Origin of the sequence: Kitasatospora sp. NPDC004669, assembly GCF_040609455.1 — a bacterium.
Classification (GTDB): Bacteria; Actinomycetota; Actinomycetes; order Streptomycetales; family Streptomycetaceae; genus Kitasatospora.
On the sequence record NZ_JBEXKB010000034.1, the window covers coordinates 16,181 to 42,025 of the forward strand.

29 protein-coding genes, 1 tRNA gene and 1 riboswitch are annotated in these 25,845 nt (G+C 73.7%); of the genes, 22 read left to right on the forward strand and 8 right to left on the reverse strand.

The window, feature by feature from the left end; genetic code table 11:
- Positions 1-3: 3 nt before the first annotated feature.
- The 6 genes from lhgO (at position 4) to ABZW30_RS25940 (ending at position 6,359) form a co-directional block, all read left to right on the forward strand.
- Entirely contained in the window at positions 4-1,239 is a 1,236-nt protein-coding gene (gene lhgO / locus ABZW30_RS25915; RefSeq protein WP_355673589.1) for an L-2-hydroxyglutarate oxidase, read from the forward strand.
- A 103-nt stretch (positions 1,240-1,342) separates the two neighbouring features.
- Positions 1,343-2,173 carry a tRNA (guanosine(46)-N7)-methyltransferase TrmB gene (gene trmB, locus ABZW30_RS25920; RefSeq protein WP_355673590.1) on the forward strand — a complete coding sequence of 277 codons (831 nt, stop codon included), beginning with the start codon at positions 1,343-1,345 and terminating at the stop codon, positions 2,171-2,173.
- Positions 2,174-2,289: 116 nt separating this feature from the next.
- On the forward strand, positions 2,290-3,606 hold the full coding sequence (locus tag ABZW30_RS25925) for a PrsW family intramembrane metalloprotease (protein ID WP_355673591.1): 1,317 nt from the start codon (positions 2,290-2,292) through the stop codon (positions 3,604-3,606).
- Between the two features lie 72 nt (positions 3,607-3,678).
- Positions 3,679-3,752 (forward strand) — tRNA-Met (locus ABZW30_RS25930).
- Between the two features lie 199 nt (positions 3,753-3,951).
- Positions 3,952-4,788, forward strand: coding sequence for a hypothetical protein (locus ABZW30_RS25935; protein WP_355673592.1), 837 nt, complete (start codon positions 3,952-3,954; stop codon positions 4,786-4,788).
- Between the two features lie 428 nt (positions 4,789-5,216).
- A complete protein-coding gene (locus tag ABZW30_RS25940; RefSeq protein ID WP_355673593.1) occupies positions 5,217-6,359 on the forward strand; it encodes a hypothetical protein in 1,143 nt (380 codons plus the stop codon).
- Here ABZW30_RS25940 and ABZW30_RS25945 read toward each other — a convergent pair.
- The 4 genes from ABZW30_RS25945 to ABZW30_RS25960 all read right to left on the reverse strand — a co-directional run bounded on the left by ABZW30_RS25945 (position 6,356) and on the right by ABZW30_RS25960 (position 9,127).
- Positions 6,356-6,799, reverse strand: coding sequence for a GNAT family N-acetyltransferase (locus ABZW30_RS25945; RefSeq protein ID WP_355673594.1), 444 nt, complete (start codon positions 6,797-6,799; stop codon positions 6,356-6,358). The genes ABZW30_RS25940 and ABZW30_RS25945 overlap by 4 nt on opposite strands.
- A gap of 36 nt (positions 6,800-6,835) precedes the next feature.
- Positions 6,836-7,570 (reverse strand): hypothetical protein, encoded by a 735-nt coding sequence (locus tag ABZW30_RS25950; RefSeq protein ID WP_355673595.1) that lies wholly within the window; start codon positions 7,568-7,570, stop codon positions 6,836-6,838.
- A gap of 92 nt (positions 7,571-7,662) precedes the next feature.
- Positions 7,663-8,406: a sensor domain-containing protein gene (locus ABZW30_RS25955; RefSeq protein ID WP_355673596.1), complete on the reverse strand. Its 744-nt coding sequence runs from the start codon at positions 8,404-8,406 to the stop codon at positions 7,663-7,665.
- 142 nt (positions 8,407-8,548) lie between these two features.
- A complete protein-coding gene (locus tag ABZW30_RS25960; protein ID WP_355673597.1) occupies positions 8,549-9,127 on the reverse strand; it encodes a GNAT family protein in 579 nt (192 codons plus the stop codon).
- 43 nt (positions 9,128-9,170) lie between these two features.
- Here ABZW30_RS25960 and ABZW30_RS25965 point away from each other — a divergent pair, with 43 nt between their 5' ends.
- The gene (locus ABZW30_RS25965; protein WP_355673598.1) at positions 9,171-10,043 is read left to right on the forward strand and encodes a hypothetical protein; all 873 of its coding nucleotides are present in this window, start codon (positions 9,171-9,173) and stop codon (positions 10,041-10,043) included.
- Between the two features lie 82 nt (positions 10,044-10,125).
- On the opposite strand, the gene ABZW30_RS25970 is transcribed toward ABZW30_RS25965, so the two are convergent.
- Entirely contained in the window at positions 10,126-10,968 is an 843-nt protein-coding gene (locus tag ABZW30_RS25970; protein ID WP_355673599.1) for a M23 family metallopeptidase, read from the reverse strand.
- Positions 10,969-10,980: 12 nt separating this feature from the next.
- A riboswitch (cyclic di-AMP (ydaO/yuaA leader) is annotated at positions 10,981-11,139 on the reverse strand.
- Positions 11,140-11,334: 195 nt separating this feature from the next.
- On the opposite strand from ABZW30_RS25970, the gene ABZW30_RS25975 reads away from it, so the two are divergent.
- The 11 genes from ABZW30_RS25975 (at position 11,335) to ABZW30_RS26025 (ending at position 20,439) form a co-directional block, all read left to right on the forward strand.
- A complete protein-coding gene (locus tag ABZW30_RS25975) occupies positions 11,335-11,625 on the forward strand; it encodes a YiaA/YiaB family inner membrane protein (RefSeq protein ID WP_355673600.1) in 291 nt (96 codons plus the stop codon).
- A 95-nt stretch (positions 11,626-11,720) separates the two neighbouring features.
- Complete coding sequence (locus tag ABZW30_RS25980; RefSeq protein ID WP_355673601.1) at positions 11,721-12,545, forward strand: alpha/beta hydrolase; 825 nt, start codon at positions 11,721-11,723, stop codon at positions 12,543-12,545.
- A 68-nt stretch (positions 12,546-12,613) separates the two neighbouring features.
- Positions 12,614-13,189: a WHG domain-containing protein gene (locus ABZW30_RS25985; protein ID WP_355673602.1), complete on the forward strand. Its 576-nt coding sequence runs from the start codon at positions 12,614-12,616 to the stop codon at positions 13,187-13,189.
- Between the two features lie 299 nt (positions 13,190-13,488).
- Entirely contained in the window at positions 13,489-14,607 is a 1,119-nt protein-coding gene (locus tag ABZW30_RS25990) for a PP2C family protein-serine/threonine phosphatase (protein WP_355673603.1), read from the forward strand.
- Positions 14,608-14,915: 308 nt separating this feature from the next.
- Positions 14,916-16,217 carry an ATP-binding protein gene (locus ABZW30_RS25995; protein WP_355673668.1) on the forward strand — a complete coding sequence of 434 codons (1,302 nt, stop codon included), beginning with the start codon at positions 14,916-14,918 and terminating at the stop codon, positions 16,215-16,217.
- Complete coding sequence (locus ABZW30_RS26000; RefSeq protein ID WP_355673604.1) at positions 16,201-16,614, forward strand: roadblock/LC7 domain-containing protein; 414 nt, start codon at positions 16,201-16,203, stop codon at positions 16,612-16,614. Before ABZW30_RS25995 ends, ABZW30_RS26000 begins: the two co-directional genes overlap by 17 nt.
- A complete protein-coding gene (locus ABZW30_RS26005) occupies positions 16,611-16,958 on the forward strand; it encodes a DUF742 domain-containing protein (RefSeq protein ID WP_355673605.1) in 348 nt (115 codons plus the stop codon). The genes ABZW30_RS26000 and ABZW30_RS26005 overlap by 4 nt, the downstream gene beginning before the upstream one ends.
- Positions 16,936-17,553: an ATP/GTP-binding protein gene (locus tag ABZW30_RS26010; RefSeq protein ID WP_355673606.1), complete on the forward strand. Its 618-nt coding sequence runs from the start codon at positions 16,936-16,938 to the stop codon at positions 17,551-17,553. The genes ABZW30_RS26005 and ABZW30_RS26010 overlap by 23 nt, the downstream gene beginning before the upstream one ends.
- Positions 17,550-19,034 (forward strand): cytochrome P450, encoded by a 1,485-nt coding sequence (locus ABZW30_RS26015; protein ID WP_355673607.1) that lies wholly within the window; start codon positions 17,550-17,552, stop codon positions 19,032-19,034. Before ABZW30_RS26010 ends, ABZW30_RS26015 begins: the two co-directional genes overlap by 4 nt.
- Positions 19,019-20,113 (forward strand): cytochrome P450, encoded by a 1,095-nt coding sequence (locus ABZW30_RS26020; protein ID WP_355673608.1) that lies wholly within the window; start codon positions 19,019-19,021, stop codon positions 20,111-20,113. Before ABZW30_RS26015 ends, ABZW30_RS26020 begins: the two co-directional genes overlap by 16 nt.
- Positions 20,114-20,181: 68 nt before the next feature.
- Positions 20,182-20,439, forward strand: coding sequence for a hypothetical protein (locus ABZW30_RS26025; protein ID WP_355673609.1), 258 nt, complete (start codon positions 20,182-20,184; stop codon positions 20,437-20,439).
- Between the two features lie 77 nt (positions 20,440-20,516).
- Here the strand turns inward: ABZW30_RS26025 and ABZW30_RS26030 are convergent, their stop codons facing one another.
- Both ABZW30_RS26030 and ABZW30_RS26035 read right to left on the reverse strand, forming a co-directional pair.
- On the reverse strand, positions 20,517-21,326 hold the full coding sequence (locus ABZW30_RS26030; protein ID WP_355673610.1) for an isocitrate lyase/phosphoenolpyruvate mutase family protein: 810 nt from the start codon (positions 21,324-21,326) through the stop codon (positions 20,517-20,519).
- An 11-nt stretch (positions 21,327-21,337) separates the two neighbouring features.
- Entirely contained in the window at positions 21,338-21,829 is a 492-nt protein-coding gene (locus ABZW30_RS26035) for a carboxymuconolactone decarboxylase family protein (protein WP_355673611.1), read from the reverse strand.
- Between the two features lie 183 nt (positions 21,830-22,012).
- On the opposite strand from ABZW30_RS26035, the gene ABZW30_RS26040 reads away from it, so the two are divergent.
- The 3 genes from ABZW30_RS26040 to ABZW30_RS26050 all read left to right on the forward strand — a co-directional run bounded on the left by ABZW30_RS26040 (position 22,013) and on the right by ABZW30_RS26050 (position 24,190).
- Entirely contained in the window at positions 22,013-22,792 is a 780-nt protein-coding gene (locus ABZW30_RS26040; protein ID WP_355673612.1) for an NRDE family protein, read from the forward strand.
- Between the two features lie 142 nt (positions 22,793-22,934).
- Positions 22,935-23,171: a hypothetical protein gene (locus tag ABZW30_RS26045; protein WP_355673613.1), complete on the forward strand. Its 237-nt coding sequence runs from the start codon at positions 22,935-22,937 to the stop codon at positions 23,169-23,171.
- A gap of 101 nt (positions 23,172-23,272) precedes the next feature.
- The gene (locus ABZW30_RS26050; RefSeq protein ID WP_355673614.1) at positions 23,273-24,190 is read left to right on the forward strand and encodes an undecaprenyl-diphosphate phosphatase; all 918 of its coding nucleotides are present in this window, start codon (positions 23,273-23,275) and stop codon (positions 24,188-24,190) included.
- Positions 24,191-24,358: 168 nt separating this feature from the next.
- Here the strand turns inward: ABZW30_RS26050 and sigJ are convergent, their stop codons facing one another.
- Positions 24,359-25,243: an RNA polymerase sigma factor SigJ gene (gene sigJ / locus ABZW30_RS26055; protein ID WP_355673669.1), complete on the reverse strand. Its 885-nt coding sequence runs from the start codon at positions 25,241-25,243 to the stop codon at positions 24,359-24,361.
- 134 nt (positions 25,244-25,377) lie between these two features.
- On the opposite strand from sigJ, the gene ABZW30_RS26060 reads away from it, so the two are divergent.
- Positions 25,378-25,827, forward strand: coding sequence for a carboxymuconolactone decarboxylase family protein (locus ABZW30_RS26060; RefSeq protein ID WP_355673670.1), 450 nt, complete (start codon positions 25,378-25,380; stop codon positions 25,825-25,827).
- Positions 25,828-25,845: the final 18 nt, after the last annotated feature.

The following is a 25,845-nucleotide window of genomic DNA, read 5'->3' on the forward strand; positions in this document are numbered from 1 at the left end:
GACGTGGCGGGCGAGTTCGATGTCGTGGTCGTGGGCGGCGGGATCGTCGGCCTGGCCACGGCCCATGCGCTGACCCGGGCGGAACCCGGCCTACGCATCGCCGTACTGGAGAAGGAACCCGGCTTCGCGGCCCACCAGACCGGCCGCAACAGCGGGGTGATCCACAGCGGCGTCTACTACCGCCCCGGTTCGTACAAGGCCCGGTTCGCCGTCGCGGGGGCCGCCGAGCTGGTGGCGTTCTGCCGCGAACACGGCATCCCGTACGAGGTGACCGGCAAGCTGATCGTGGCCACCGACGCCGCCGAGCTGCCCCGGCTGACGGCGCTGGCCGAGCGGGGGCGGGCGAACGGCATCCCGGTCACCGAGCTGGACCGGGCCGGGATCGCCCAGTACGAGCCGGAGGTCACCGGGCGGGCCGGGCTGCACATCGGCACCACCGGCATCTGCGACTTCCCGGCCGTCGCGACGACGTACGCCCGGCTGGCCCGGGAGGCCGGTGCCGAGCTGCGGCCCGGCACCGAGGTGCGGACGGTGGCCAGGCGGAGGGACGGCGTGACGGTCGGCACCGCCGACGGGGAGCTGCGGGCCCGGGTGCTGGTGAACTGCGCCGGGCTGCACAGCGACCGGATCGCCCGGCTGGCCGGGGACGACCCCGGGGTGCGGATCGTTCCGTTCCGCGGCGAGTACTACGAACTGGCCGAGAAACGGCGGGACTTGGTACGCGGCCTGGTCTACCCGGTGCCCGACCCGGCCTTCCCCTTCCTCGGCGTGCACCTCACCCGGGGCATCCACGGCGACATCCACGTCGGCCCGAACGCGGTGCCCGCGCTGGCCCGCGAGGGCTACGACTGGCGCACCGTGCACCCCCGCGACCTGGTCGACACCCTCGCCTTCCCCGGCACCTGGCGGATCCTGCGGCGGCACTGGCGCTACGAGGTCGGCGAGCTGCACCGCTCGCTGTCCAAGCGGGCGTTCACCACCGCCGTCCAGCGCCTGCTGCCCGCCGTGACCGCCGCCGACCTGGTGCCCACCACCGCCGGGGTACGGGCCCAGGCGGTGGCCCGGGACGGCTCCCTGCTGGACGACTTCGCCTTCGCCGGCTTCGACCCCGGGGACCCGCGCTCCCCGCGCCGTACCGTGCACGTGCTGAACGCCCCCTCCCCCGCCGCCACGGCCTCGCTGCCGATCGGCCGCGAGGTGGCCCGCCGGGCGCTGGCCGCGCTGGAGGCGGGCGGCTGAGCGGCGCCGGCGGCGGGCGGCCGAGCCGCGCGACCGGGACCGGGATGAGCCGCGTCACACACCCCGACGGGCGCCGCGGGCTGCCCCGTAGACTCGGGGGATTGTGACTGCCACCGCCCCGATCCCCCAGCAAACGCCGTCCGCCCGGATGTCCGCCGCGCCGGCCGCCTACCCCGCGCCGATGTACCCGCACAAGGCCACCGAGGCCCAGCACCGCGAGCGTCGCATCCGCAGCTTCCAGCCGCGCCGGGGCCGGATGACCAACGCCCAGGCGGGCGCCCTGGACCGCAGCTGGGAGACGTACGGCATCCCGATCGACGGCAGCCCGCTGGACCTGCGGGAGCTGTTCGACGGCCTGCCGGTCACCCTGGAGATCGGCTTCGGCATGGGCGAGACCACCGCCGCGATGGCCGCCGCCGACCCGTCGACGGGCATCCTCGCCGCCGACGTGCACACCCCGGGCCACGGCAACCTGCTCGGCCTGCTGGAGCGCGACGGTTCGCAGAACGTCCGGCTGGCCGCCGGTGACGCCGTCATCCTGCTGCGCGACATGCTGCCGGACGCCTCGCTGGCCGGACTGCGGGTCTACTTCGCCGACCCGTGGCCCAAGCCCAAGCACCACAAGCGCCGGCTGGTCCAGCCGTCCTTCCTCGACCTCGTGCTGCCCCGGCTCGCCTCCGGCGCGCTGGTGCACTGCGCGACCGACTGGGAGCCGTACGCGGAGCAGATGCTGGCCGTACTGTCCGCCTCGCCGGAGCTGGAGAACCTGCACCCCGAGGGTGACGGCACCGGCTGGCTGGAGCCCGCGGACCACCCGGACGGCAGCATCCCCGGCTACGCACCGCGACCGGACTGGCGGCCCGTCACCAAGTTCGAGCGGGCCGGGATCGCCAAGGGCCACGTGGTCCACGACCTGCTGTTCCGCCGCCGCTGAGCCGTCGGCCGCCGTTCGAACAGGCGGCGGCCCACTGAGCGGACGGTCGTACACCCGACGAACGACTCGTCCCGAGTCCTCCCGACGGGCGGCTGCCGTGGCCTACCCTGTGCCGCATGGGCAGCCCGTCCGGCGGCGGGTTCCGGACGCCCGTCCGTGCCACCGCCGACGAACCGGGGACGGTCCCGCGCCCCGGCGACACCCGGACCATCCCGGGGCCCCGGACGCGCCGGGCCCACCGGCTGCTGCCCCGACCGGGCGGCGCCCCACCACCCACCGCTCCCGCGGTGACGGGCACGTCCGAACCACCCCCGGGCCGCGGCCGCTCGATGGCGCTCTCCTCGGTCACCGCGACCGCCGTCCTGATCCTGATCGGCTGCGGGGTGCTGATCCTGCACCTGGTCCAGCGGCAGACCGGCACGGTCGGGCTGCTGGTCGGTCTGGGCCTGGCGATGGTGCCGCTGCCCTTCGTGCTCGGCGCCCTGGCCTGGCTCAACCTCACCGCCCGGGTGCCGCTGCGGCACACCGTGTTCTGCCTCGGCTGGGGCGCCTGCGCGGCCACCACGGTCGCGATCCTCGCCAACAACTGGACCGCCGACTACCTGACCGCGCACCCGGGCGCGCTCGGTGAGCTGCTCGGCGCCGGGATCGCCACCCCGCTGATCGAGGAGAGCGCCAAGGCCACCGCCCTGATGGTGCTGCTCCTGCCGCTCGGCCAGCGGCTGCGCTGCCGCGGCCGCCGCACCGGGCGCCCCTGCGCGCCGCTGCTGCACCGGTCGCCCGCGCCCCGGCGCCCCCGCCCGTACCAGCGCCGCCCGGCCGGACCGCACGCCCGGGGCCGGCTGCGGCTGCGGCCGTACCTGCGGCCGCTGCCGTACCTGTGCCCCGCCCCGCCCTCCGGCGGCACCCCGCACCGCCGCTCCCGGCCGCGCACCCTGGCCGCGGGGGTGGTGCTCGGCGGAATGACGGCCTGCGGCTTCGCCTTCGTCGAGAACGCCCTCTACCTGGGCCGGGCCTTCACCGCCGACCAGCGGAACCGGCTGGACAGCATCGGCCTGGGCGATCGGCCCAGCCTGCGCGACTTCGACAGCACCGTGCAGACCTTCGTGCTGCGCGCCCTGCTCTCCCCCTTCGCCCACCCGCTGTTCACCGCGCTCACCGGGATCGGCCTGGCCGTCGCCCTCACCACCGGGCGGCGCTGGCTGGCCCGGCTGGCCGCACCGGCCGGGCTGGTGCTGGCGATGGTGCTGCACGGCACCTGGAACGCCGCGGCCGACCTGGGGACGGACGGGTTCCTGGTGGTCTACGGGGCGCTGATGGTGCCCTGCTTCGTGGCGCTGGTCTGCTTCGCGGCCTGGGCGAGGTGCCGGGCGGCCCGGCAGGCCGCCCGGCACGGACGGCGGCCGGCGCGGCGTTCCGCCGGGGTCTCCTGAGAGCCCCGGCGAGGGCGCCCGAAGAACCGATTTCCCATCTCGGCGACTTCCACGTATTGTTGTGTTCACCGACGCGGGGTGGAGCAGCTCGGTAGCTCGCTGGGCTCATAACCCAGAGGTCGCAGGTTCAAATCCTGTCCCCGCTACTCAGTAGCCGAAGGGCCCGGAGGATTCTTCCTCCGGGCCCTTCGCGTTCCCCGGGCACGTGCAGAGCACGTTCCTGCCACGAACCTGTAACGGGGGCGGATTCCAAGATCTGCTGTCCGAGGACTCCCTCATACTGCTGAGGAAAAATTCATCCAGTTGGGGGACGGCGGGGCCGTGCCCTGGATAAGGAACCACCTCATGCTGTCGAAGCGCCTGGTCAGCACTGCCGCCGTCTGCCTCCTCCTCGGAGCCGGCACGGCCGCCTGCGGCGACAACAAGGACGCGGACAAGGCCGCCGCGCCGGCACCTGCCGCGACCACCGCCGCCGCGACCCCGACCGCCACGCCGACGCCGACCGCGGCCGCGCTGGACACCGACAAGCTGAGCGCGCAGGAGATCGAGAAGAAGACCAAGGACGCGCTGGCCGCCGCCACCGCCTTCAAGATGTCCGGCACCATTGCCGACGAAGGCGGCAACATGGACATGGACCTGGCCATGGACAACAAGGGCCAGTGCAAGGGCACCATGTCCCTGCCGGGCATGGGCAAGGTCGAGATCATCAACGACGGCAAGGCCTCCTACCTCAAGGGGGACAGCGCCTTCTGGACGGCCATCAGCAGCAAGAACGGTGGCAAGGACGGCGGCAAGGTCGCCGAGTTCCTCAAGGGTCGTTACCTGACCGGGTTCGACAGCGACCCGCAGATGAAGATGATGACCAGCTTCTGCAGCCTCACCGACTTCAGCAAGCAGATCACCGACGGCAAGACCAAAAAGGCCGAGAAGGGCGCTCCGGGCAACATCAACGGCCTGAAGACCTTCAGCCTCAAGGTCACCGACGACTCGGGCGAGCAGTCGACGCTCCACATCGCCACCGAGGGCAAGCCCTACCCGGTCCGGATCGAGACGGACTCGGCCAAGGACGGCAAGACCACGATCAACCTCACCGACTTCGACAAGCCGCTGACCGTCCAGACCCCGCCGGCCGACAACACGATCGACTTCTCGAAGTTCAAGGACCAGGTCAAGGCCGCCTGAGCGCCGGCCGCCGAACAAATCCGTTGCCCTCCCGACAGCGGCCTGCCTATGGTGGGCCCACACTGAAAGGAGGTGATCCTGAATTGAGTACCGTCAGGATGCGTGAGGTGGCTGCTCGCTAGAGCCGCCCCTGCCTGCGCAGGGTGAGGCCCCAGGCCTCCGGCAGGCGAAATCCACAGCAGTCACCCGGCCCGCGGGCTCACCGGAACATCCCCGGTGCCTCGGGCGCCAGGCCAGTGCACGGGCCGGCGCCGAGGAGCAGCCCGCGGGCCGTCTGCGTTTTCGGGCCCGAGCGCTTTTCGGCCCGGTCGCTTTTTCGGCCCGGTCGTCGTAGCCGCAGCGCCCCCGGGCCGTTCCCGTGGTGGGGCCGCGGCGCTAGAGTCGGCGCGGACTCCGGAGCGGAGCGGCGCGGACACTGGGGGTGGGCGATGGCGAGGGTGCGGCGGGTCGGCACGTCGACGCTGCGGACGGCGCAGTGGGCGGCCGCCGGGGTGCTGGCGGGGACGGGACTGCTCGGGCTGCTGCTGTTCGCGCTCGGCCGGGAGCAGGCCTGGCAGGCGCTCGGCGGCGGGCTGGTGGTGGCCGGGGCCTCGACGGTGCTCGGCGGTGCGCTGGGTTTCCTGTTCGGGGTGCCCCGGGTGAAGAGCGGCTCCGGCGAGCCGCAGGGCTCGTACGCGCCGAACACCAATCTGGAGCAGGTCTCGGACTGGCTGACCAAGGTGCTGCTGGGCGTCGGGCTGACCCAGCTCGGCTCGCTCGGCGAGCGGCTGCACCAGCTCGGTACGGCGCTGGCGCCCGCGCTCGGCGGAGCGGACTCGGCGGTGCCGTTCGCGGCCGCGCTGGTGCTCTACTTCCTGGTCCTCGGTTTCCTGGCCGGCTGGCTGGTGACCCGACTCGCGCTGCCGCAGGTGCTGACCGACGCGGACCAGGCGCTGGACCTCTTCCTGGCGGGGCAGGACCGCGACCGGCACGGCGACAAGGTGGGCGCGGATGACCTGCGGGTGCGCGCGATGCAGCACCTCGGGCTGCTCGGCGGCAGCGCGGAGCGGCCCGCCGCGCTGGCCGCGCAGCTGCCGCCCTCCTCGAACTCCCCCGCCGGACCGGAGAGTGTGGTCGCCGAGGTGCGCTCCACCGCGAAGCGCTCGGCGCTGACCGCCGACCAGGTACGGGAGCTGTTCACGGACGGCTCCGAGGGCCGCCGGATCCAGGCGCTCGCGCTGATGCAGGGCGACCCGTCGCTGGCGGACCTGCCGAGCGTGCTGGACGCGATCGAGCATCCGCGCTCGGGCTTCGAGCAGTACCACGCCCTGCTGGCCGCCCGGGGCCTGCTCTCCCGGCTGCCCGGCGCCGAGGCGCAGCGGCTACGGGACGCGGTGGCGGCGCAGCTGGTGGACCCGCGGGGGATTCCGTACGGGTCAGACCGCAGTTGGCTGGCGGAGAAGATACTGTCCCGGCTGCAGGTGGCGGCCTTCGTCCCGGCGCAGCCGGTCCAGCCGGCCCAGCTGGTGGAGCAGTCGGCTCAGCCCGCTCCGTCAGCACCGTCCGCTCCGCCGGCCGGCGGCAACCCCTAGACGGTGAAACGCAGTTCGGGCTGCTCCCAGGGGGTCTTGACCTGCGGTGGGCGGGTGCCAGTGCGTTCGGCGCCCATCTGCAGGTAGAAGCCCTCGGCGGGCGGGTGGGAGACGACCTTGACCGCCCCGATCCCGGCCTCGCGGGCGCGACCCAGCATGTCGGCGATCAACTGCCGTCCGATGCCCAGCCCTTGGGCCTCGTCGGCGACGAACATCAGGTCCAGCTCGGCCGGTTCGCGGATCAGCGCGTAGAAGCCCAGCAACCGGTCGCCGGCGTCCACGGCCATCCGGACCTCGTGGCGCTCGACGTAGTCGGGCGCCACGGCATAGCCGTCGGTCATCGCGGAGTACGCGCCGCGGTAGGCACTGGAGGCCTGGATCAGTGCGGTGAGCCGGTCGGCGTCGGCCGGGTGGGCGGGCCGGATCGTGGTCTCGCTCATGCGGGCGAGTATAGGACCATGCCCGACTAGTGACCATTACTTACCGATTCCTCGGCGGCGGTGGCCGGCGGCCCGCAGCACCAGGACCCGGCAGGTGCGGCGGCCCTCCTGGGGCACGCGGCGGACCTCGCTGGATATCCGGCGCTCGCCGAGCGCGTACCGCAGCCGGTCGAGGTGGCCGCAACGACGCCCGAACCCGTCGTGCAGCGGCTGGACCCGCACCTCGCCGTCCGCCGCGGTGACCCGGACCAGCTCGGCCAGTGCGGCCAACTGGTGCTCAAGGTCGAAGAGTTCGGGGTAGGCGAAGAGCAGGTAGCCGCTCAGGGTGAGGACGAAGGTGCCGTCCGCGAAGGGCAGTCGGGGCAGCGCGGCGGCCACGTACCGTTGCGGGTGGGCGGCCGAATCGGCGGTGAACAGCCGGCGGGCGCGGTCCCAGCTGCGCAGGTAGCTCTCCGACCGGCAACGGCCGAGCGCGGGGTACAGCCGCGGGCGGGCGGCCATCGCGACGACCATCGAGTCCCGGGCGGCCAGGGCGTGGGCCGCGACCTCGGGCAGCGGCAGCGCGTACGCCGGGTCGGCGGCGATCACCCGGCAGCCCAGCTCGCGCGCCTCGGCGGCCAGGCCCGCCGCACCGCCGGGGCAGTCCAGCAGCGGCCCGGGCAGGGCGGCGAGCTGAGCCCGGGTGAGGCCGAAGAGCGCGCAGTACTCGTCCAGCGGACGGGAGGTGACCAGGACGTCGGGGTAGGGCGCGGGGGTGCGTGCGGCGGCCACCCGGCCATCCGAACACGGGCCGGCCCCGTCCGCATCCGGAGCGCGGGCGGGGCCGGGGCAGTGCCTGGACGGGGCCTGGACGGTGAGCGGTTTCAGCGGCCGAGCAGGCCCAGGGCGGCGGCCCGGTTGACGTTGGTCACGCCGCGGACCAGCTGCGCGGTGAGGAAGACCAGCAGCATTCCGACCGCGGAGAACGCGGCGATCTGCCAGGCGTTCTCGACGTAGTAGACGTGCCGGACGTGGTCGCTGTCGGTGAAGTCGAACAGCCGGTAGCCGCGCCAGTCGGTGAAGGTCGGGAAGACCCAGTGGTAGAGCGGGTAGAGCGCCATCGTCCAGCCGAGCAGCAGGAACACCAGCGTCATGGCGAAGCTGAACACCGCCCAGGGGAACATCACCAGCTGGTAGAGCACGGCCTTCCAGCCCGCCACGTCCGCCAGCCGCGCGGTGATCGCGCCCCAGCTGCCCGACCGGACCCGGCGCACCGACGCCGGGCCGGGCACGTCCACGCCGAGCAGGCCGCGCACCCGCGCCCGCTCCAGCCGGCCGAAGCCGCGGGCGACGCTGGTCAGACCCGCCAGCACCGGCAGGCCGAGGACCGTGATGAAGGTGCCGAGACCGAGGCAGAACATGGTGATCCCGACGGTGAAGCCGGCGATCGCCACCGGCAGCCCGGTGAGCGCGTAGCCGATCTCCCGGTAGTAGTACGCGGAGAACGGCGCCCGCCAGAAGGACGGCGGCTGCTCCGTCCGGCGGGCCCGGGCGGGGCTCGGGCCGTCGTCGCCGTAACCGCCCAGAACGTCCCACTCCTGGTCCAGCATGCTTCGGCTGCTGCTCATCTCCCGGCCCCCGGCCCCTCTATCTCGCGGTCGTTCGTGCTCGCTGACGTCCTTCAGTCTGGTCGAACCGCAGCTCGGGCGGCATCCGGGGGACCGGCGGATCGGGGGTGGGGTTAACCCCCGCTCCGGTCCGCTTCCGGGGTCAGGACGGCGCCGAAGGGCCGGGCCACTCGTCGACCAGCAGCGAGTACAGGTACGAGTCCGACCAGACGCCGCCCTTGTACAGGTCGTGCCGCACCCGCCCCTCCAACTGGAAGCCGAGCTTGGTGAGCACCTTGGCCGAGGCCGGGTTGTCCACGTCGACCCGGGCGGCCAGCCGGTGCAGCCCGAGCGGGCCGAAGGCGAGCTCGCACAGCAGCCCGGCGATCTCGCCCGCGTAGCCGCGGCCCCACACCTCGCGGCCCAGCACGTAGCCGAGGTGGGCGGAGCGGTAGGTGCCGAGGGTGAGGCCGGCGTGGGCGATCGGCACCGCGTCCGCCGGATCCTCGGCGTCCTCCCGCCGGCAGACGGCGAGCCGGTAGGTGTCCCGCTCCTCGGCCATCGCCTCCTCCAGGTAGAGCTCGATCTGGTCGGCGCAGGTCTCGCGGTCCCGCGGCTCGAAGGGCAGGTGGCGGGTCACCTCCGGGTCGCCGAACAGCGCGTACAGCGCGTCCACGTCCTCCGGGGTGTGGTGGTACTCGCGGATGGCGAGCCGGGGGCCGGTGAGTCGTACGGGGACCATGGCTGCCGACCCTACCCGCGCCCGGCGGGCTACCGTTCGGAATATGAACGACGAAGACCTGCGGCTCGCCCCGCGCACCCGGGCCGCCGACCTGCTCGCCTGGGCGGCCGAGCAGGACCGCGCGCCGGTGGCCGAGGCGCCGCTGCACACGGTGCTGGCGCTGCTGGAACTGGGCGACAGCAGGATGCACGACGGTTGGCCCGAACTGACCTCCAACGCGGTGGAGCACCTGCTGTACGAGCGGCTCCACCTCTACGTCCAACCCGCGCCGGACGAGGACCCGCTCGCGTACGGCGACGCCGTACGGCTGCTGATCGACCACCAGCGGGCGACGAAGCGGCTCAACGCCAAGCGCCAGGAGCGGCTGCACGCCGAGGCCGAATGGCAGGGCGAGGTCGCGGCCGGACTGCTGCGTCGCGCCGACCTGCTCACCTGGCCCCGGCTGTACGCCGTACTGCTGCACGCGCACGGGGTGGACACTGCGGACCGGGCGGCGGTCCGGGACTGGCTGGCCGGCTTCGCCGAACTCGGCGAGGAGGAGCGGCTGGCCGCGTACGAGGCGCTGGTACCGGCCGGCTGGCTGGACGAACCGGACGAACAGGGCTGGGGGCCGGGCCGGTTGCTGTCGGTCGGCATGGCCACCGACGGCGCTCGGCTGCTGCTGGAGCAGGGCCTGATGCGGCGCAGCTACCGCAACCTGGCCGAGCTGAACGCGCTGGGGCGGCCGATGCCGGACGAACTGGCCGGGGACTTCGGGGAGTTCGAGGCGGCGGCGGCCGAGGTCACGCTCGACCTGTTCGGCGAGTGGACGGTGCCCGGGCTGGCGCGGCTGCTGGTGGAGGAGTTCCCGGAGCTGGCGCCGGAGCCGGGGCAGGAGGAGATCGACGCGTACCTGGCGCAGTTGCCCGCGGAGTGAAGCCGGCGCGGTGAACGCCCGAGGGCCCCGGATGTCCGGGGCCCTCGGGCGTTGCGTCAGGGGTTCTTCTCGGGGGTTCCCGTCAGGGGTTGAGGCCGCGCTGCTGGAGCCAGGTCTCCGGGTCGACCGGGGCGCCGCCGCCGGGGCGCACCTCCAGGTGCAGGTGCGGACCGGTGACGTTGCCGGTCGCGCCGACCTTGCCGATCTGCTGGCCGGCGCCGACCTGGCCGGCGCCCTTGATGATCGAGGAGAGGTGGCAGTACCAGATCTCGGTGCCGTCGGGCAGGGTCTCGACGATCCGGTAGCCGTACGCCCCGGACCAGCCCGCCGAGGTGACGGTGCCCTGGCCGACCGCGTAGACCGGGGTGCCGGTGTCGGCCGCGAAGTCCAGGCCGGTGTGCAGGTGGGCCCAGTAGCGGGCGCTCTGGCCGTAGTGGGCGGAGAGGTTGTAGTCCTTCACCGGCAGGGTGAGAGCGGCGGCCTTGGCGCGCTCGGCCTCGTCGGCGGCGCGCTTGGCCTCGGCCTCCTTGACGGCGGCCTTCGCCTCGGCCTCCTGCGCGGCCTGCAGGCGGGCGCCCTCCTCGGCGGCGGTGCGCTGGCCGTCGGCCTGCTGCTGGATGCGGGCGGCGAGCGCGAGGCCGGGGTCGGCGGTCAGGGCGACCGGAGCCTCGTCCGGGGCCTCGATGGCGGGCGCGGCGGCCGGGGTCGCGGAGGCGAAGCCGGTGGCGCCCAGGGTGGCGGCAACGGCGGTGACGCCGAGCAACGGGGAGGCCCCACGGGTCTGACGCGGCATCCGGTGGCGGTTGGCCTCGGCCTCCGGGGCGAAGGAATCGGCGGACTCGGCGCCGTCCGGGCCGGGGTGGTCGAGCAGCTGGGTACCGGCTGCGGGGCCGGCCGGGTGTGCCGGGGTGTGCGTCGACGCCACGGAGGCGCGCTCCTTTCCTTCCTTCGCGCCTACCGGGTTAGCTGACGGGTTCGGAGCAGGAAGGTCTCCTACGGCCGGGCCGGAGCCCCGCCGATTCACCCCAAGGAACGTGGTTCCCCGGCTCCCTGACCTGCCCGGAGGCCGGCCGGCGGGATTAGGCGACGGCGCACGGTGCCGTCTGGGTACGGCGTTGACGACCGCGCTGCGTTATCAAACGTTAATCCCAGGCCGCCCCGATTCCAAGCCATCCGCCCGGGACGGCTGGGGGCAGGTGGTCGGACGCCGGCGAACCACCCGCCATTCGCCCAGCCCATCTGAGTACTCCTACTCATGTGCGGCCACGGCGCGCAGCCGCATCCTGGCGCCATGAGCGCACCGATGCAGACACGCACCACGGCCGCGTACCACATGCAGGCCGTCCTCTCCTTCGCCATCTCCGGTTCGGCCCTCGCCGTCGGGATCGCCTACCTGCCCGTCGGCGGGTGGACCCGGGCCTTCCTCGGGATCGGCTTCCTCTACACCGTCACCTCCGCGTTCACGCTGGCCAAGGTGGTCCGGGACCGGCAGGAATCGTCGGACACCGTCGCCCGGGTCGACCAGGCCCGACTGGAGAAGCTGCTCAGCGAGCACGATCCGTTCAGGGTCGAGGGGGCCTGAGTCCCCGGGAATCGAGGGATCGGAAGGGTTGACAGCTAAGGCTATTAGCCATAGCTTTATGGCTATCGGCAGCAGCGACCCCGTGGAGGCCCACCGTGAACGGCACCATCACCCCGAGCACCCAGTACCTCGACGTCCCCGGCGGCCGGATCGCCTTCGACGACACCCGGCAGGGCGACGGCACCCCCGTCGTCCTGCTCCCCGGAATGCTCGACAGCCGCCGGGCCTACCGGCACCTGCACCCGCTGCTCACCGCGGCCGGGCGCCGGGTCGTCACCATGGACGTGCGCGGCTTCGGCGAGTCCTCGATCGCCTGGGACGACTACAGCCCGGCCGCCGTCGCCACCGACGTCCTCGCCCTGCTCGACCACCTCGGCATCGAGCGGGCCGTCCTGGTCGGGCAGTCCTACACCGGCGCGACGGTCGTCAAGCTCGCCGGGGACGCGCCCCAGCGGGTCGCCGGGATCGCGCTGATCGACGCCTTCGTCGAGTACCGGGCCGGCGCCCTGATGCAGGGCGTCGCGTCCGTGATGGGCGGCGCGATGGTCCACTGGCCGGCCGTCTGGGGCTTCTACCTGCGCAAGATGGCCTTCCCCGGCCCCCGCCCCGCCGACCTCGACGACTACGTGGCCGGACTGGTCGCCGACCTGCGCACCCCCGGGCGCAAGACCGCCACCCGCGGACACGTCACCGGGGACTCCGCGCCGATCGGCTGGTGCGCGGCCGTCCACTGCCCCTCGCTCGTCCTGATGGGCAGCAAGGACCCCGACTTCCCGGACCCGGAGGCCGTCGCCGACCGGCAGGCCGAGGCGCTCGGCGCCCGGAAGGTGATGATCGAAGGGTCCGGCCACTACCCGATGGCCGACAACCCGCAGGCCGTCGCGGACGCCCTGCTGCCCTTCCTCGCCGAACTCGCCTGAACCCGCCGCACTCGCATCCGCCCCCGCACCCGCACCCGCACCCGCACCCGTACGGAGAACCCCACCCCATGCCCCGTGTAGGACTGACCCCCGACCAGGTCGTCGACCACGCCCTCGCCCTCATCGACGAGCAGGGCGCCGAGGCCCTCACCCTGGCCTCCGTCGCCGCCCGCGCGGGGGTGGCCACCCCCTCCCTGTACAAGCACGTCAGCGGCGGCCTCACCGAACTGCGCCGGCTGATCGCCGTCCGGGTCACCGAGGAACTGGCCGACCGGCTCGCCGGGGCCGCGGTCGGCCGCAGCGGCGACGACGCCGTCAGCGCCGTCCTGCGCGCCTACCAGGCCTACGCCACCGAACACCCGCACCGCTACACCGCCCTCCCCCAGGCGCCCCGGCCCGACGACGACCTCACCCGCGCGGCCACCCGCCTCGTCGGCGTCATCATCGCCGTTCTCCGCTCCTACGGCCTCGACGGCCCCGAAGCCATCCACGCCGCCCGCACCGTCCGCTCCCTCGCCCACGGCTTCGCCTCGCTCTCCATCGCCGGCGCCTTCCAACTCGCCGAAGACCTCACCACCACCCACGACCGCCTCATCACCACCCTCACCACCGGCCTCCACACCTGGCCGAAGGGGGAGGAGTAGGAGGTCGGGCCCATCGACCTCCTACGTGGAAGGGCTCTGAATCCACCGCGCCGCCAGCCCCACCCGCACGGGAAGTCGGACCGGCCGGCTTCCGGCGCCGCCCAGCGGCCGGAGTAGGCACGGCGAGAACCGGACGGGCCGGCATCGCGTGCACGAGAAGTCGGGCCGGCCCGGCTTCCGGTGTCGGCGGGGCGTGGACGGGTGTGGGGGTCCGGGGATGGTGGGGATGGACGGGTTAGTGTGGCCGGTCTGACTGGTGGTCATGACAGGGGACCGCCCACGCTTGGCGGAGGTCCCGGGTGCCCGCACTGACAGCGAGGGTGCGGCGGTGGTACGGACGGCTGCTGGACGGGGACATACGGGCCGGGCGGGTGGCGCTGGGGATGCTGCTCGGGGTGACCGTGGTGCTGAGCGTGCTGCCGATCCTGATGCCGTACGGGTGGCCGCCGTCGGCGCTGGTGCTGCCGGTGGTGGGTGGCGGGCTGGTGTTGCGGCGCTGGCAGTTGCTGGTGCTGGTGTGTGCGGGGCTGGCGGGCAGCCTGCTGGGGGCGGTGCTGCAGGACCCGCGCGGGGTGAGGCTGGGGGTGACGGTGGTACTGGCCGCGACGGGGGCGACGGTGCTGTCGGCCAACCGGTTCCGGCACCGGCTGGGACTGCGCGGCACCCAGGGCGACTCGATGCTGCTGGAGCTGGCCGAGCACAACCGGACGCTGGCCCGGCTCCCGGAGCGGCTGCTGGACTGGCACTTCGACAGCGCGCTGGCCCCGGCCGGGGGCGCCTCGTTCTCCGGGGACTTCCTGCTCTGCGCCCACCGTCCGGAGGAGGACCTGCTGGAGCTGGTGCTGGTGGACGTGTCGGGCAAGGGCAGCCGGGCGGCCGCCCGGTCGACCCACCTGTCGGGCGCCTTCGCGATGCTGCTGGGCCGGGTGCCGCCGGAGGCGTTCCTGTCGGCCGCCAACGACCACCTGGTCCGGATGGGCTGGGAGGACGACTTCGCCACCGCCGTCCATCTCGCGCTGCACCCGGCGACCGGCCGCTACCGGCTGTTCAACGCGGGCCATCCGCCGCCGGTGCGGTACTGCCGGAGGAACGGCTGGCAGCCGTCCGAGCACGGCGGTCCGGCGCTGGGCCTGGTGCCGGGCGCGCCGTACCCGTCGGTGTCCGGGCGGCTGGGGTACGGCGACTCGCTGCTGCTGTTCAGCGACGGCCTGGTGGAGGTGCCGGGCCGGGACCTGGACGAGGGGGTGGGTCGGCTGCTGGCCGCCGCCGAGCCGGAGGTGCGCACCCACCGGACACAGCAGCGGCAGCAAGGGGGCGCGGCGAGCCGGCTGGTGCACGCGGTGGCGCAGGACGTCGCGGACGACCGGACCCTGGTGCTGGTGCGGCGGCTGGGTACGGCCGAGCCGGCCGCGACCTGAACGTGACCGGGCGGCGGTCCCGGCCGGACGACGTGGAGCTGCCGCTCCCGCACCGCACCCCGCCCGTTCCGTAACACCGTGCACACACGTCCCACACAACCCGGAACGCGATTCAGCCATCACCCGTCACATCGACATGGGCCGAAAGGCCCTGGACGAACGACCGGAGACCTCGTCGAACTCGCGGGATCGGGGTCGAACGACACAGGGCTGGCGGCGTATTGACTCGATATTGACGAGATCCGGTCACATGGCGAGATCCGTTCACACCTTTGTAGGATCATCGCCCTAGAATTCGCCGCGTGACGATGACTCAGTGGTCCGTAACGGCAACCGGCGTACTCGCCGTCCTCGCCCTCGTGGCCGCCGCGCGGTACCGCGCCGTGTCCGTCACCCAGCGCGGCCGGGCCGACCGACTGCAGGACGAACTCACCCGGCTCCAGGACCAGCTGACCGCCGAACTCTCCCGCCGCGGCGCCGACCTTGCCGCCGTCCAGCAGGAGCAGGAGCTCACCGCCTCCACCCAGCGGGCCTTCCTCAGCGTCGCCCGCCGGATCCTCGTCATGGCCCACGACCAGCAGGCCCTGCTCGACGAGATGGAGCGCACCCACGACGACCCGGCGCTGCTGGAAGGCCTGCTCAAGGCCGACCACGCCGCCGCCCAACAGGCCCGGCTGGCCCAGACCCTGGCCGTCCTGTGCGGCGCGCGGGCCGGCCGGCACTGGCCGGAACCGGTCCCCCTGGAGGACGTGGTGCGCGGCGCCCAGTCGCGCATCCTGCCGTTCCAGCGGGTGGCGGTCCGCAGCCGGATCGAGACCGCGGTGGTCGGCGCCGCCGCCGAGGCACTGATCCACGCCGTCGCCGAACTGCTGGACAACGCCACCCGCTACTCCCCGCCCAGCACCCAGGTGTTCGTCACGCTGATGCCGGTGCACAACGGCGCGGTGATCGAGATCGACGACGGCGGCGTCGGCATGCCCGAACAGGCCGTCGCCAAGGCCGCCGCCGCGCTCTCCGGGGGCAGCACCCTGGAGGTCTCCCGGCTCGGCGAGGTCCCGCAGCTGGGCCTGGCCGCGGTCGGCCGGCTCGCCGAGCAGTACGGCTTCCGGGTCACCCTCAGCTCGGCGCCCTCACCGTACGGCGGCGTGCGCGTCGTCGTCCTGCTGCCGAACGCCCTGCTCACCGAACCGCTGCCGCCCACCGTCCCCGGCCTCGGACCGGACGACCGGGCGTTCAACCCCGACCCCCGGCCGGCCTTCCCCGCCGGTCACCCGACGACCGGTCACCCGATGGCCGGACACCCGATGGTGGAGACCCCACCCACCGGTCGACCCTCGACCGGCGACACCCCGCCCCCGCTGCCCCGCCGGAGCCACCGGCGCGACCGCGCGAACCGGACCGCCCAGCACGCCGCTCCCCCACCGCCGCCCGCCCCGCCGTACCGCTCGGCCCGGGACGCGCAGGCGTTCATGGCGATGTTCCAGGCCGGGACCGCCAGCGGCCGATCGGCCGCCCGCGCCCAGACCCCACCCGGCCCCACCGACCTTTCCTCCCCCGCTTCCCCCCGCCCTCCCCAGCCCTCCGGAGAGTTCCATGACCACCACCCCTGATCTCGGCTGGCTGCTGGCCGACATCATCGCCGTCCCGCAGGTCCAGCACGCCGTCGTCGTCTCCAACGACGGCCTGGAGATCGGCCGCAGCACCGACATCCCCCGCGAGGACGCCGAACGGCTCGCCGCCGCCTGCTCCGGACTGCAGTCGCTGGCCCGCGGCGTCGCGGCGGGCTTCGGCGGACCGGGCAGCGCCACCCGCCAGATCATCATCGAGTACGGCGGCGGCTACCTCTTCATCGTCGCCGCCGGGGCCGGCGCCCACCTGGCCGTGGTGACCGGCGAGGCGGTGGACGCCGGGCTGGTCGCGTACCAGATGCAGGTCCTGGTCGAGCGGATCGGCACCCACCTCACCAGCCCGCCGCGGGTCGACCACGCGGCGGGGGGCCACCGGTGAGCGGGCCCGTCCGGCCCTACGTCATCACCAGCGGGCGCAGCCGCCCCACCCGGGCCGACCTGGCCATCGAGAGCCTGGTCAGCGCGTTATCCGAGCCCCCGGAACTGCCCGAGCACGTCCTGCTCAACCGGGAGCACCGGCGCATCCTCGGGCTCTGCCACAGCCTGCTCTCCGTCGCCGAGGTGGCGGCCCACCTGGGGCTGCCGCTCGGCGTCGTCAAGGTGCTGGTCGGCGACCTCTGGGACCTCGGCGCCGTGCAGGTGCTCCCGCCCGTCCCGCAGGCCGAACGCCTGCCCACAACCCTCCTGGAAGAGGTGCTCGTTGGCCTCCGCCAACTCCGCTGACACCCACGTCCCCGAGCCGACGTACCTGCCGTCCTCGGTGCAGGGTGCGGTGAAGATCCTGGTCACCGGCCCGTTCGGGGTCGGCAAGACCACCCTGGTCGGCTCGCTCAGCGAGATCACCCCGCTGCGCACCGAGGAGACCATGACCGCCGCCAGCAGCGGAGTGGACGACCTGACCGGGCGCAGCGGCAAGACCACCACCACGGTCGCGCTGGACTTCGGCCGGATCACGCTCAACTCCCGGCTCGCGCTGTACCTGTTCGGCACGCCCGGGCAGCAGCGGTTCTGGCCGCTCTGGGACGACCTGTCGCGCGGCGCGCTCGGCGCCATCGCGATGGTCGACCTACGGCGGCCGGACGAGAGCTTCGACGTGCTCGGCCGGCTGGAGGAGCAGCGCATCCCCTTCGCGGTGGCGGTCAACACCTTCCCGGATACCCCGAGTTACCCGGAGGAGGAGCTGCGCTCGGCGCTGGACCTGCTGCCCGAGGTGCCGATCCTGTACTGCGACGCGCGCGATCGGCGGCAGTCGTACGACCTGCTGATCGACTTCGTGGACCACCTGCACCGCAGCTCGCTCCTGGAGCTGCAGCGATGACCGTTCCCGAGCCCCCGCAGGCCGCCGGCTGCCCGGTCGCGCACGGCGGGGCCTCCTACGGCGCGGCCCCGTACGGCGGCGGGCTGCCGGTCGGCGTGCCGCTGACCCCGCTGTACGGGCAGGCCGTCGCCGACGACCCGCACGGCCTGTACGCCCGGCTGCGCGAGCGGTACGGGCCGGTCGCGCCGATCGAGCTGGAGCCCGGCGTGGAGGCCTGGCTCGTCCTCGGCTACGGGGAGCTGCTCGAACTCACCCGCAACGAGGCCCTGTTCTCCAAGGACTCACGGCACTGGCGGGTGCCCGCCGAGGGTCGACTCGCCCCCGACTCGCGGCTGCAGCCGATGACCGCCTGGCGGCCCACCCTGCTCAACCTGGACGGCGCCGAGCACCAGCGGCTGCGCTCCGCCGTCTCGGACACCCTGGCCCAGATCGACCACCGGCAGCTGCGCGAGACCACCGAGGCCGCCGCCGACGGTCTGATCGACAGCTGGGGCCCGGACGGCACCGCCGACCTGATCGGCCAGTACGCCCGGGCGCTGCCGCTGCTGGTCTCCACCCAGCTGGTCGGCCTGCCCACCGGGGCCGGGCCGCGGATGGTCGAGCTGATCAGCCACTTCGTCGACAGCGGGCCCGAATCGGTGCGCGCCGCCGGGGAGTTCCAGGCCATCCTGACCGACCTGGTGCGCCGCCGCCGTTCCGCGCCCGGTGCCGACCTCACCTCCTGGCTGCTCGCCCATCCGGCCGGGCTGACCGACGAGGAGGCGGTGCACCACCTGGTGGTGCTGATGGTCGCGGGCAACGAGACCTGTATCAACTGGATCGGCAACACCCTGCGGCTGCTGCTGACCGACCGGCGCTTCCGGGCCACCCTCACCGGCGGACGGCTGACCGTCTCCGACGCGCTGGAGGAGGTGCTCTGGCGCGACCCGCCGACGCAGAACTTCCCCGGCCGCTGGGCCACCGGCGACACCGTGCTCGGCGGCCAGTACATCAGCGCCGGCGACATGCTGGTGCTCGGCCTGGCCGCGGCCAACGCCGACCCGGCCGCCCAGGGCACCGCCTCCGCCGCGCAGGGCTCGCTCGGCGGCAACCGGGCGCACCTCGCCTGGGGCGCGGGCCGGCACGTCTGCCCGGCCCAGCACCCGGCCCGGATCATCGTCGAGACCGCCGTCGAGACCCTGCTGCACCGCCTTCCTGACCTCCAACTCGCCGTCCCGCCGGGCGAGCTGGCCTGGCGGCCGTCCCCGTGGTCGCGGGCGCTGGTCGCCCTGCCGGTGCTGTACAGCGCCTTCACCCCGCCCCGCCCGCCCGCCCCCGAGAGGCCCGCATGGACACCACCGCAGACTCCCCCGGAGCCCGCCCCGAGCCCGTCCGGCTCGACCCCTACGGACGCGACCAGCACGGCGAGAACGCCCGGCTCCGGGCAGCCGGTCCAGCGGTCCTGGTGGAACTCCCTGGTGGGGTGGTGGTCTGGGCGGTAACCCACCACGACACCCTGCAGTCGCTGCTGGCCGATCCGCGGGTCGGCAAGAACGCCGGGCTGTGGGCGACCTTCCGGGAGGGGCGACTGCCGCAGGGATGGCCGCTGCTCAACTTCGTCACCGTGCCCGGCATGGTCACCGCCGACGGCGAGGACCACCGGCGGCTGCGCGGGCTGGTCAGCCAGGCCTTCACCCCGCGCCGAATAGCCGCGCTGGCGCCCGCGATCGAGGCCCGGGCGGTCGCCCTGCTCGACTCGGTCACCGAAGTGGCGAAGCCGGAGGGCGAGTTCGACCTGCGCGAGCACTTCGCCTACCCGCTGCCGATGCAGGTGATCGGCGAGCTGCTCGGTCTGGCGGTGGAGCAGCAGGACGAACTGCACGCGCTCTCCGACACCCTGGTCTCCAGCTCGGCCACCCCGGCGGCGGCCGTCGCCGCGCAGCGGGACCTGAACGCGTTGCTGGCCTCGGTGGTGGCGGCCAAGCGGGCCGAGCCCGCCGACGACCTGACCACCGACCTGATCGCCGCCCGGGAGGCCGGGGAGGGGCTCAGCGAGGCCGAACTCGTCGGCACCCTGCTGCTGATGCTGGTCGCCGGGCACGAGACCACGCTCAACCTGATCACCAACGCGGTGCGGGCCCTGCTCGCCCACCCCGACCAGCTGCGGCTGGTCCTGGACGGCGCGCAGCCGTGGTCTGCGGTGGTGGAGGAGACGCTGCGCTACGACTCGCCGGTCGGCCAGTTCCCGCTGCGCTACGCGATCGAGGACATCGAGGTCGGCGACGTGGTGATCCGTCGCGGGGAGGCGCTGCTCGCCTCGTACGCGGCGGCCGGGCGCGACGCCGGGCACTACCCGGACGCCGACCGCTTCGACCTGACCCGGCAGCCGACCCGGCACCTGTCGCTCGGCCACGGCCCGCACTTCTGCCTGGGCTCGGGGCTGGCCCGGCTGGAGGCGGAGACGGCGCTGCGGCACCTGTTCGGGCGGTTCCCGGACCTGGCCCTGGCGGAGGGCGAACGGCCGGAGCCGATCGGTTCGTTCGTGAGCAACAGCGTGCGGACCCTGCGGGTGACGGTCTGAGGCAGTCCGAGGGGTGACGGTCCGGGCCGGCCGGTTACCTGAAGGCGGCCCGGGTCGTTCGGCAGGGCATGAAGAAACTCGCCACCCTGGCCGCCCTCACCATGGCGGGCCTCGCCCTCGCCGCCCCGGCGGCGTCCGCCACCGCCCAGACCGCCAACTCGCCGGACGCCACCGGCGGCCTCACCGACGGTCTCAACCTCTCCCCCGCCGACCTCGCCCTCCGGGCCGCGGGCAAGCTCCCGGTGGTCGGGCACACCGCCGACGAGGTGGAGGCCGTCGGCACCAACCAGATGTCCCACCCGGGGCTCAGCGGGCAGATCGGCTGATTCCCGGGACGACTCACCGGAACGACTCGGGTGACCGGCCGACCGACCCCCGTCCGGTCAGCCGGTCACCCTGGTGCTCAGCCCGCGGAGAGGGCGTTGAGCTCCTGGTAGGTCAGTCCACCGTCCAGGGAGGTGTAGGTGCCGCTCGCGTAGACCTCCTCGGCCGCGCGACGGACCGCCGCGTACGCCGCCTTGGCCAGGCCGGGGCCCAGGCTGATCCGGGCCACCCCGAGCTTCGCCAGCTCGGCGACCGACGGGAACCCGGGGGCCGCCAGCACGTTCAGCGGGGCCGGGACGGCCGCGACCAGGGCGGCGATGACCTCCGGGTCGGCGACGCCGGGCGCGAACACGCCGTCCGCGCCCGCCTCGACGTACATCCGCAGCCGGCGGACCGCCTCGTCGAACCGGCCCTCGGACTCGCCCAGGCCGTGCAGGAAGACGTCGGTACGGCCGTTGACGAAGAGCGGGATGCCGGCCGCGTCGGCGGCCGCCCGGGCGGCCGCGATCCGCTCGGCGGCCTGTTCCGGGGCGTACTCGGCGTCCTCCAGGTTCACCCCCACCGCGCCGGTGGCGATCAGCGCGGCGACGGTCTCGCCGACCCCGGCCGCGGTGTGCGCGTAGCCGCTCTCCAGGTCCGCGGTGACCGGCAGAGCGACCGAGCGGACCACCTCGGCGGTCCGGGCCAGCACCTGCTCGCGGTCGGCTCCGCCGCCGTCCGGGCTGCCGAGCGACCAGGACACGCTGGCGCTGGCCGTCGCCACCGCCTTCGCCCCCGCCGCGGCCACCAGCCGGGCGCTCGCCGCGTCCCACACATTGGCCAGCACCACCGGCTCACCCGGACGGTGCAGTTCCTTGAGCAGCCGGGCCTTCTCCTGCTGGGTGGTCATCTCGGCTCCGCTCACTTCGCTGCCGGGCTCATGCGGGTGGACACGCCGATCCGGTTCCAGGCGTTGATGGTGGCGATCAGTGCGATCAGCTGGGCGAGTTCGGCCTCGTCGAACTGCGCGGCGGCCTCGTCGTACACCGCGTCCGGCACATGGCCCTGGGTCAGCAGGGTGACCGACTCGGTGAGGGCCAGCGCGGCGCGCTCACGGGAGGTGAACCAGGGGGTCTCGCGCCAGGCCGGGAGGGAGAGCAGCCGGTGGTCCTGCTCGCCGTTCTTGCGGGCGTCGGTGGCGTGCATGTCGATGCAGAAGGCGCAGCCGTTGATCATCGAGGCGTGCACCTTGACCAGCTCGGCGATCACCGGGTCGACGCCCTGCCGCGACGCCCGGTCCACCGCGATCATGGCCTGGTAGTAGTCGGGGGCGAGCCTCGGCATCGCGAGGCGCTGCTGCGGCGCCGGCACCGGGGCCCCGTCCGTCGTCACGGTCTCGTTCGTGGTCGTCATGACTACCAGCCTAGAAGCGCAGTGGCCTGTGGTCCTGGTGCATTCGGCGCCCGGTTTCCTGGGCCACTTCCGGCGCGCGAACAGGAGTGCGATGATCGCTGAGGGGGTCCGCCGGATTCCCCCAGGACCTCGAACAGGACCTCGAACAGGACTTCCAGGCCGAGAGTAGGGGGAGACGGGACCGTGTGCACGGCGTTCGTCAGCATCGAGCCGGAAGCGACGGTACCGGTGCTGCTGCTGTCCGTCCGGGACGAGTACCTCGGACGCGGCTGGCTGCCGCCCGACCACCACTGGCCGGACCGCCCCGGGCTGCTCGGCGGGCTGGACCTCGCGGCCGGCGGCACCTGGCTGGCCGTCGACCCGGCCCGGCGCACCGCCGCCTGCCTGCTCAACGGCTTCGGCCCGCTCGCCCCCGCCGACACCCGGCTCAGCCGCGGCGAACTGCCGCTCACCGCCGTCCGGCAGGGCGGGATCGGGCACCTCGACCTCACCCCGTACGACCCCTTCCACCTCGTCCAGGTCCGCCCGGACGGCGCCCGGGTCACCAGCTGGGGCGGCGGGAGGCTGGAGGAGGACGAACTGCCCACCGGGCTCAGCGTGGTGCTCAACGACGGGCTGGAGGGGATGGCCGCCAACCGCACCGCCTCGGAACGGATCCGGAGCCTGATGGCCGCGCGCGCCGACCACTTCCGGGCCCGCTTCGCCGCCGCGCCCCGGCCGGAGCCGACCGGCGAGGGGACGGCCGAACAGGCCTGGGGCGACTGGCTGCCGATCATCACCGGCGACGGGCTGGCGCTCGACGAGGACGCCGCGTTGATCCAGCGGCGGGACTTCGGCGACGGGCGGATCTGGGGCTCCTCCTCGATCTCCCTGCTGGCGCTCGGGCCGGAGCGGCTGCGCTACGACTTCGCGACCGCTCCGGTGCCGGCGGACGGGTCGGGGTGGCGGCGGGTCGCGCCCTGAGGCCGGTCGCACCCTGAGGCAAGTCGCGCCTTGGAGCAAGTCGCGCTCTGAACGGACGGTGCGGAAAAGGACTTGAACCTGACGCTGCGGGAGGCGGCATCGTGGGCGTCCGTCGACCCCTCGCCCCCGCAGGAGGCCCGCGATGCCCACGATGCCCACCCCGCCCACGACGGACCGTCCCCGCCGCCCGTCCGCCCTGCTGCCCGCCGTCCTGACCGTCGCCCTGCCGCTGGTGGGCACCCCGCTCGCGGTGACCGCCGGAATGCTGCTCGGCGGCGCCGTCCACCGGGCGGTTCCGGCCACCGCCGTCCCGGGCGCCGTGGCCGGGGCGCTGGTTCACGTACTCGGGGCCGGTGTCGCCCAGACGTACGCTCGATGAACTTCCGGCAGCAAGCCTGCCGGGCGTCTACATGCCCGTAGTAGCTTCGCGGAGGCCCCCGGAATCGACCGGCCCGCAGACCCCCCGAGCGAAGGTGCGCGATGTCCACCCTGACCTACCCGGAAGCGATAGGCGTCGGCCTGCTGCAGGGTGTGACGGAACTCTTCCCGGTCTCCAGCCTCGGCCACAGCATCCTGCTCCCGGCCGTGATCGGCGGGAAGATCCAGCAGGACCTCGACATGACCGCCGACGGCTCCTCCTACCTCGCCGCCCTGGTCGCCCTGCACCTGGCCACCGCGCTCGCGCTGGTGGTCTTCTTCTGGCGGGACTGGGTCCGGGTGATCAGCGGCCTGATCAGCTCCGCCCGGCACCGCCGGGTGCAGACCCGGGACGAGAGGCTCGCCTGGCTGCTCATCATCTCCACCATCCCGGTCGGCGTGGCCGGCCTGGTCCTGGAGAAGGCGCTGCGGCACGCGCTCGGCAAGCCCGTCCCGGCCGCCGTCTTCCTCGCCCTCAACGGCCTCGTACTGCTCGGCGCCGAGCGGCTCAAGCGCGGCGGCAGCGGACGCCGGCGGGCAGGGCACACCGCCCCGGTCGACGAGCCGGGCCTGGACCCGGCGATCGCCTCCGACGCGCGGCTGACCAAGCTCGGCTTCGGCCAGGGCGCCTGGATCGGCGCCGCCCAGATCCTCGCGCTCTTCCCCGGCATCAGCCGCTCCGGCGTCACCATGAGCGCCGGTATCCTGCGCGGACTGCACCACGAGGACGCCGCCCGGTTCTCCTTCCTGCTCGCCACCCCGGTCATCCTGGCCGCCTCGGCGCTGAAGGTGCCCGAGCTGTTCAAGCCGGAGAACTCCGCCGTGCTCGGCCCGGTCGCCGCGGGCAGCGTCGCCGCCTTCGTGGCCGGCTACATCTCGGTGCGCTTCCTCACCAAGTACTTCGAGACCCGCAGCCTGACGCCGTTCGCGGTGTACTGCTTCCTGGCCGGCGTCGGCAGCGCGGTCTACCTGTCCGTCTGATCCGTCCGAGCCGCACCGGCCAGGACCCGCGCGAGTCCGTCCGGCCGGGCGCGACCGGACACCCACCCACCGGATCGCGTCCGCCGGGCCGTCCGGCGCGGTGCCGGACGGCCTGTGGGCGGTCGGCCTGTGGGCGGACGGCCTGTGGGCGGTCGGGGGTGAGGCGGGTCAGGCGGTGAGGCCCAGGACGGCCAGGCGGGTCGGGTCGGTGAGGATGTCCATGGCGGTGATCCGGCCGTTGTGGATGGTGAAGGACATGACCGACAGCGGGCGGCCCTCGGCGAAGGAGACCACCCCGGGCGAGCCGTTGACCAGCACCAGGCGGCCCTCGGCGGCGAAGCGGGCGAAGGTGACCGCCTGCGAGGCGACGTCGGCGGCGCCCCGGCGCAGCACGCTCGGCACCAGGGTGCCGCCGTCGGAGCGGGCCACCACCTCGGGGTCGAGCAGGGTCAGCAGGGCGTCGAAGTCACCGCCCCGGGAGGCGGTCAGGAAGGCCTCGACCACCTCGCGCTTGCGGGCGTCGTCGGAGTCGGCGGCCGGGGTGGCGCCCTGCACCCGGCGGCGGGCGCGGCTGGCCAGCTGGCGGGTGGAGGCGGAGGTACGGCCGAGCACCTCGGCGATCGCGTCGAAGGGCACGTCGAACATGTCGTGCAGGACGAAGGCCACCCGCTCCGCCGGGGAGAGCGTCTCCAGGATCACCATCAGGGCGATCCCGACCGAGTCCGCCACCAGGATCTCGTGCACCGGGTCCAGCGCCACCAGCCCGCTGACCACCGGGTCCGGCAGCCGCACCTGCCCCTCCTGCTCGGGCAGCGGGTCCTCCCGGCGGGAGGCGCGGGAGCGCAGCTGGTCCAGGCAGACCCGGCCGACCACGGTGGTCAGCCAGGCCCCCAGGTTGCGCACCTCACCCACGTCACTGCGGCTCAGCTTCAGCCACGCCTCCTGGACGGCGTCCTCGGCCTCGGCGACCGACCCGAGCATCCGGTAGGCCACGGACCGCAGTTGGGGCCGCTCGGCCTCGAAGCGCTCGGCCAGGGAATCGGCCTGGGAAATTTCCTCGCTCACGTGTCACATCCTCGCGTCGGGATCCGTCGGATCAGTGACGGACGCTAACCGAACAAGAGGAGATCGCGGTGACCACCGCTTCCACCAGCACCGACGGCACCACCCGCACCACCACCGCCCGCATGAAGAACCCCGCCATGGTCCTGCCGGACGCGATGAAGGGCATCCAGAACATCTACAAGGCCGTGTACCAGGGCGGCGTCTCCCCGCGGCTCCTGGAGCTCGTCCACCTGCGCGCCAGCCAGATCAACGGCTGCAGCGCCTGCGTGTTCGCGGGTGTCCAGGGCGCCAGGAACCACGGCGAGACCGACGAGCGGCTGCACGCCGTCGCCGCCTGGCGCGAGGCGCCGTTCTTCACCGACGAGGAACGCGCCGCCCTCGAACTCACCGAGGCGGCCACCCGGATCGCCGACCGCACCGGCAAGGCCGTCCCGGACGAGGTCTGGGACGCGGCCGCCGACCACTTCAGCGAGGAGCAGCTCTCCTCGATCATCCTGATGATCAGCCTGACCAACTTCTTCAACCGCCTCAACACCACCATCGAGGAGCCGGCCGGCGCCACCTGGAGCTGAGGGCCCGTCGGCGGGCGA

Excerpts from the sequence above, each read along its gene's own strand:
- ABZW30_RS25925 (WP_355673591.1), top strand. The coding sequence starts at position 2,290 with ATGGGCAGCCCGTCCGGCGGCGGGTTCCGGACGCCCGTCCGTGCCACC.
- ABZW30_RS25935 (WP_355673592.1), top strand. The coding sequence starts at position 3,952 with ATGCTGTCGAAGCGCCTGGTCAGCACTGCCGCCGTCTGCCTCCTCCTC.
- ABZW30_RS25940 (WP_355673593.1), top strand. The coding sequence starts at position 5,217 with ATGGCGAGGGTGCGGCGGGTCGGCACGTCGACGCTGCGGACGGCGCAG.
- ABZW30_RS25945 (WP_355673594.1), bottom strand. The coding sequence starts at position 6,799 with ATGAGCGAGACCACGATCCGGCCCGCCCACCCGGCCGACGCCGACCGG.
- ABZW30_RS25955 (WP_355673596.1), bottom strand. The coding sequence starts at position 8,406 with ATGAGCAGCAGCCGAAGCATGCTGGACCAGGAGTGGGACGTTCTGGGC.
- ABZW30_RS25960 (WP_355673597.1), bottom strand. The coding sequence starts at position 9,127 with ATGGTCCCCGTACGACTCACCGGCCCCCGGCTCGCCATCCGCGAGTAC.
- ABZW30_RS25965 (WP_355673598.1), top strand. The coding sequence starts at position 9,171 with ATGAACGACGAAGACCTGCGGCTCGCCCCGCGCACCCGGGCCGCCGAC.
- ABZW30_RS25975 (WP_355673600.1), top strand. The coding sequence starts at position 11,335 with ATGAGCGCACCGATGCAGACACGCACCACGGCCGCGTACCACATGCAG.
- ABZW30_RS25985 (WP_355673602.1), top strand. The coding sequence starts at position 12,614 with ATGCCCCGTGTAGGACTGACCCCCGACCAGGTCGTCGACCACGCCCTC.
- ABZW30_RS25995 (WP_355673668.1), top strand. The coding sequence starts at position 14,916 with ATGACTCAGTGGTCCGTAACGGCAACCGGCGTACTCGCCGTCCTCGCC.
- ABZW30_RS26000 (WP_355673604.1), top strand. The coding sequence starts at position 16,201 with ATGACCACCACCCCTGATCTCGGCTGGCTGCTGGCCGACATCATCGCC.
- ABZW30_RS26015 (WP_355673607.1), top strand. The coding sequence starts at position 17,550 with ATGACCGTTCCCGAGCCCCCGCAGGCCGCCGGCTGCCCGGTCGCGCAC.
- ABZW30_RS26025 (WP_355673609.1), top strand. The coding sequence starts at position 20,182 with ATGAAGAAACTCGCCACCCTGGCCGCCCTCACCATGGCGGGCCTCGCC.
- ABZW30_RS26030 (WP_355673610.1), bottom strand. The coding sequence starts at position 21,326 with ATGACCACCCAGCAGGAGAAGGCCCGGCTGCTCAAGGAACTGCACCGT.
- ABZW30_RS26035 (WP_355673611.1), bottom strand. The coding sequence starts at position 21,829 with ATGACGACCACGAACGAGACCGTGACGACGGACGGGGCCCCGGTGCCG.
- ABZW30_RS26045 (WP_355673613.1), top strand. The coding sequence starts at position 22,935 with ATGCCCACGATGCCCACCCCGCCCACGACGGACCGTCCCCGCCGCCCG.
- ABZW30_RS26050 (WP_355673614.1), top strand. The coding sequence starts at position 23,273 with ATGTCCACCCTGACCTACCCGGAAGCGATAGGCGTCGGCCTGCTGCAG.
- ABZW30_RS26060 (WP_355673670.1), top strand. The coding sequence starts at position 25,378 with ATGAAGAACCCCGCCATGGTCCTGCCGGACGCGATGAAGGGCATCCAG.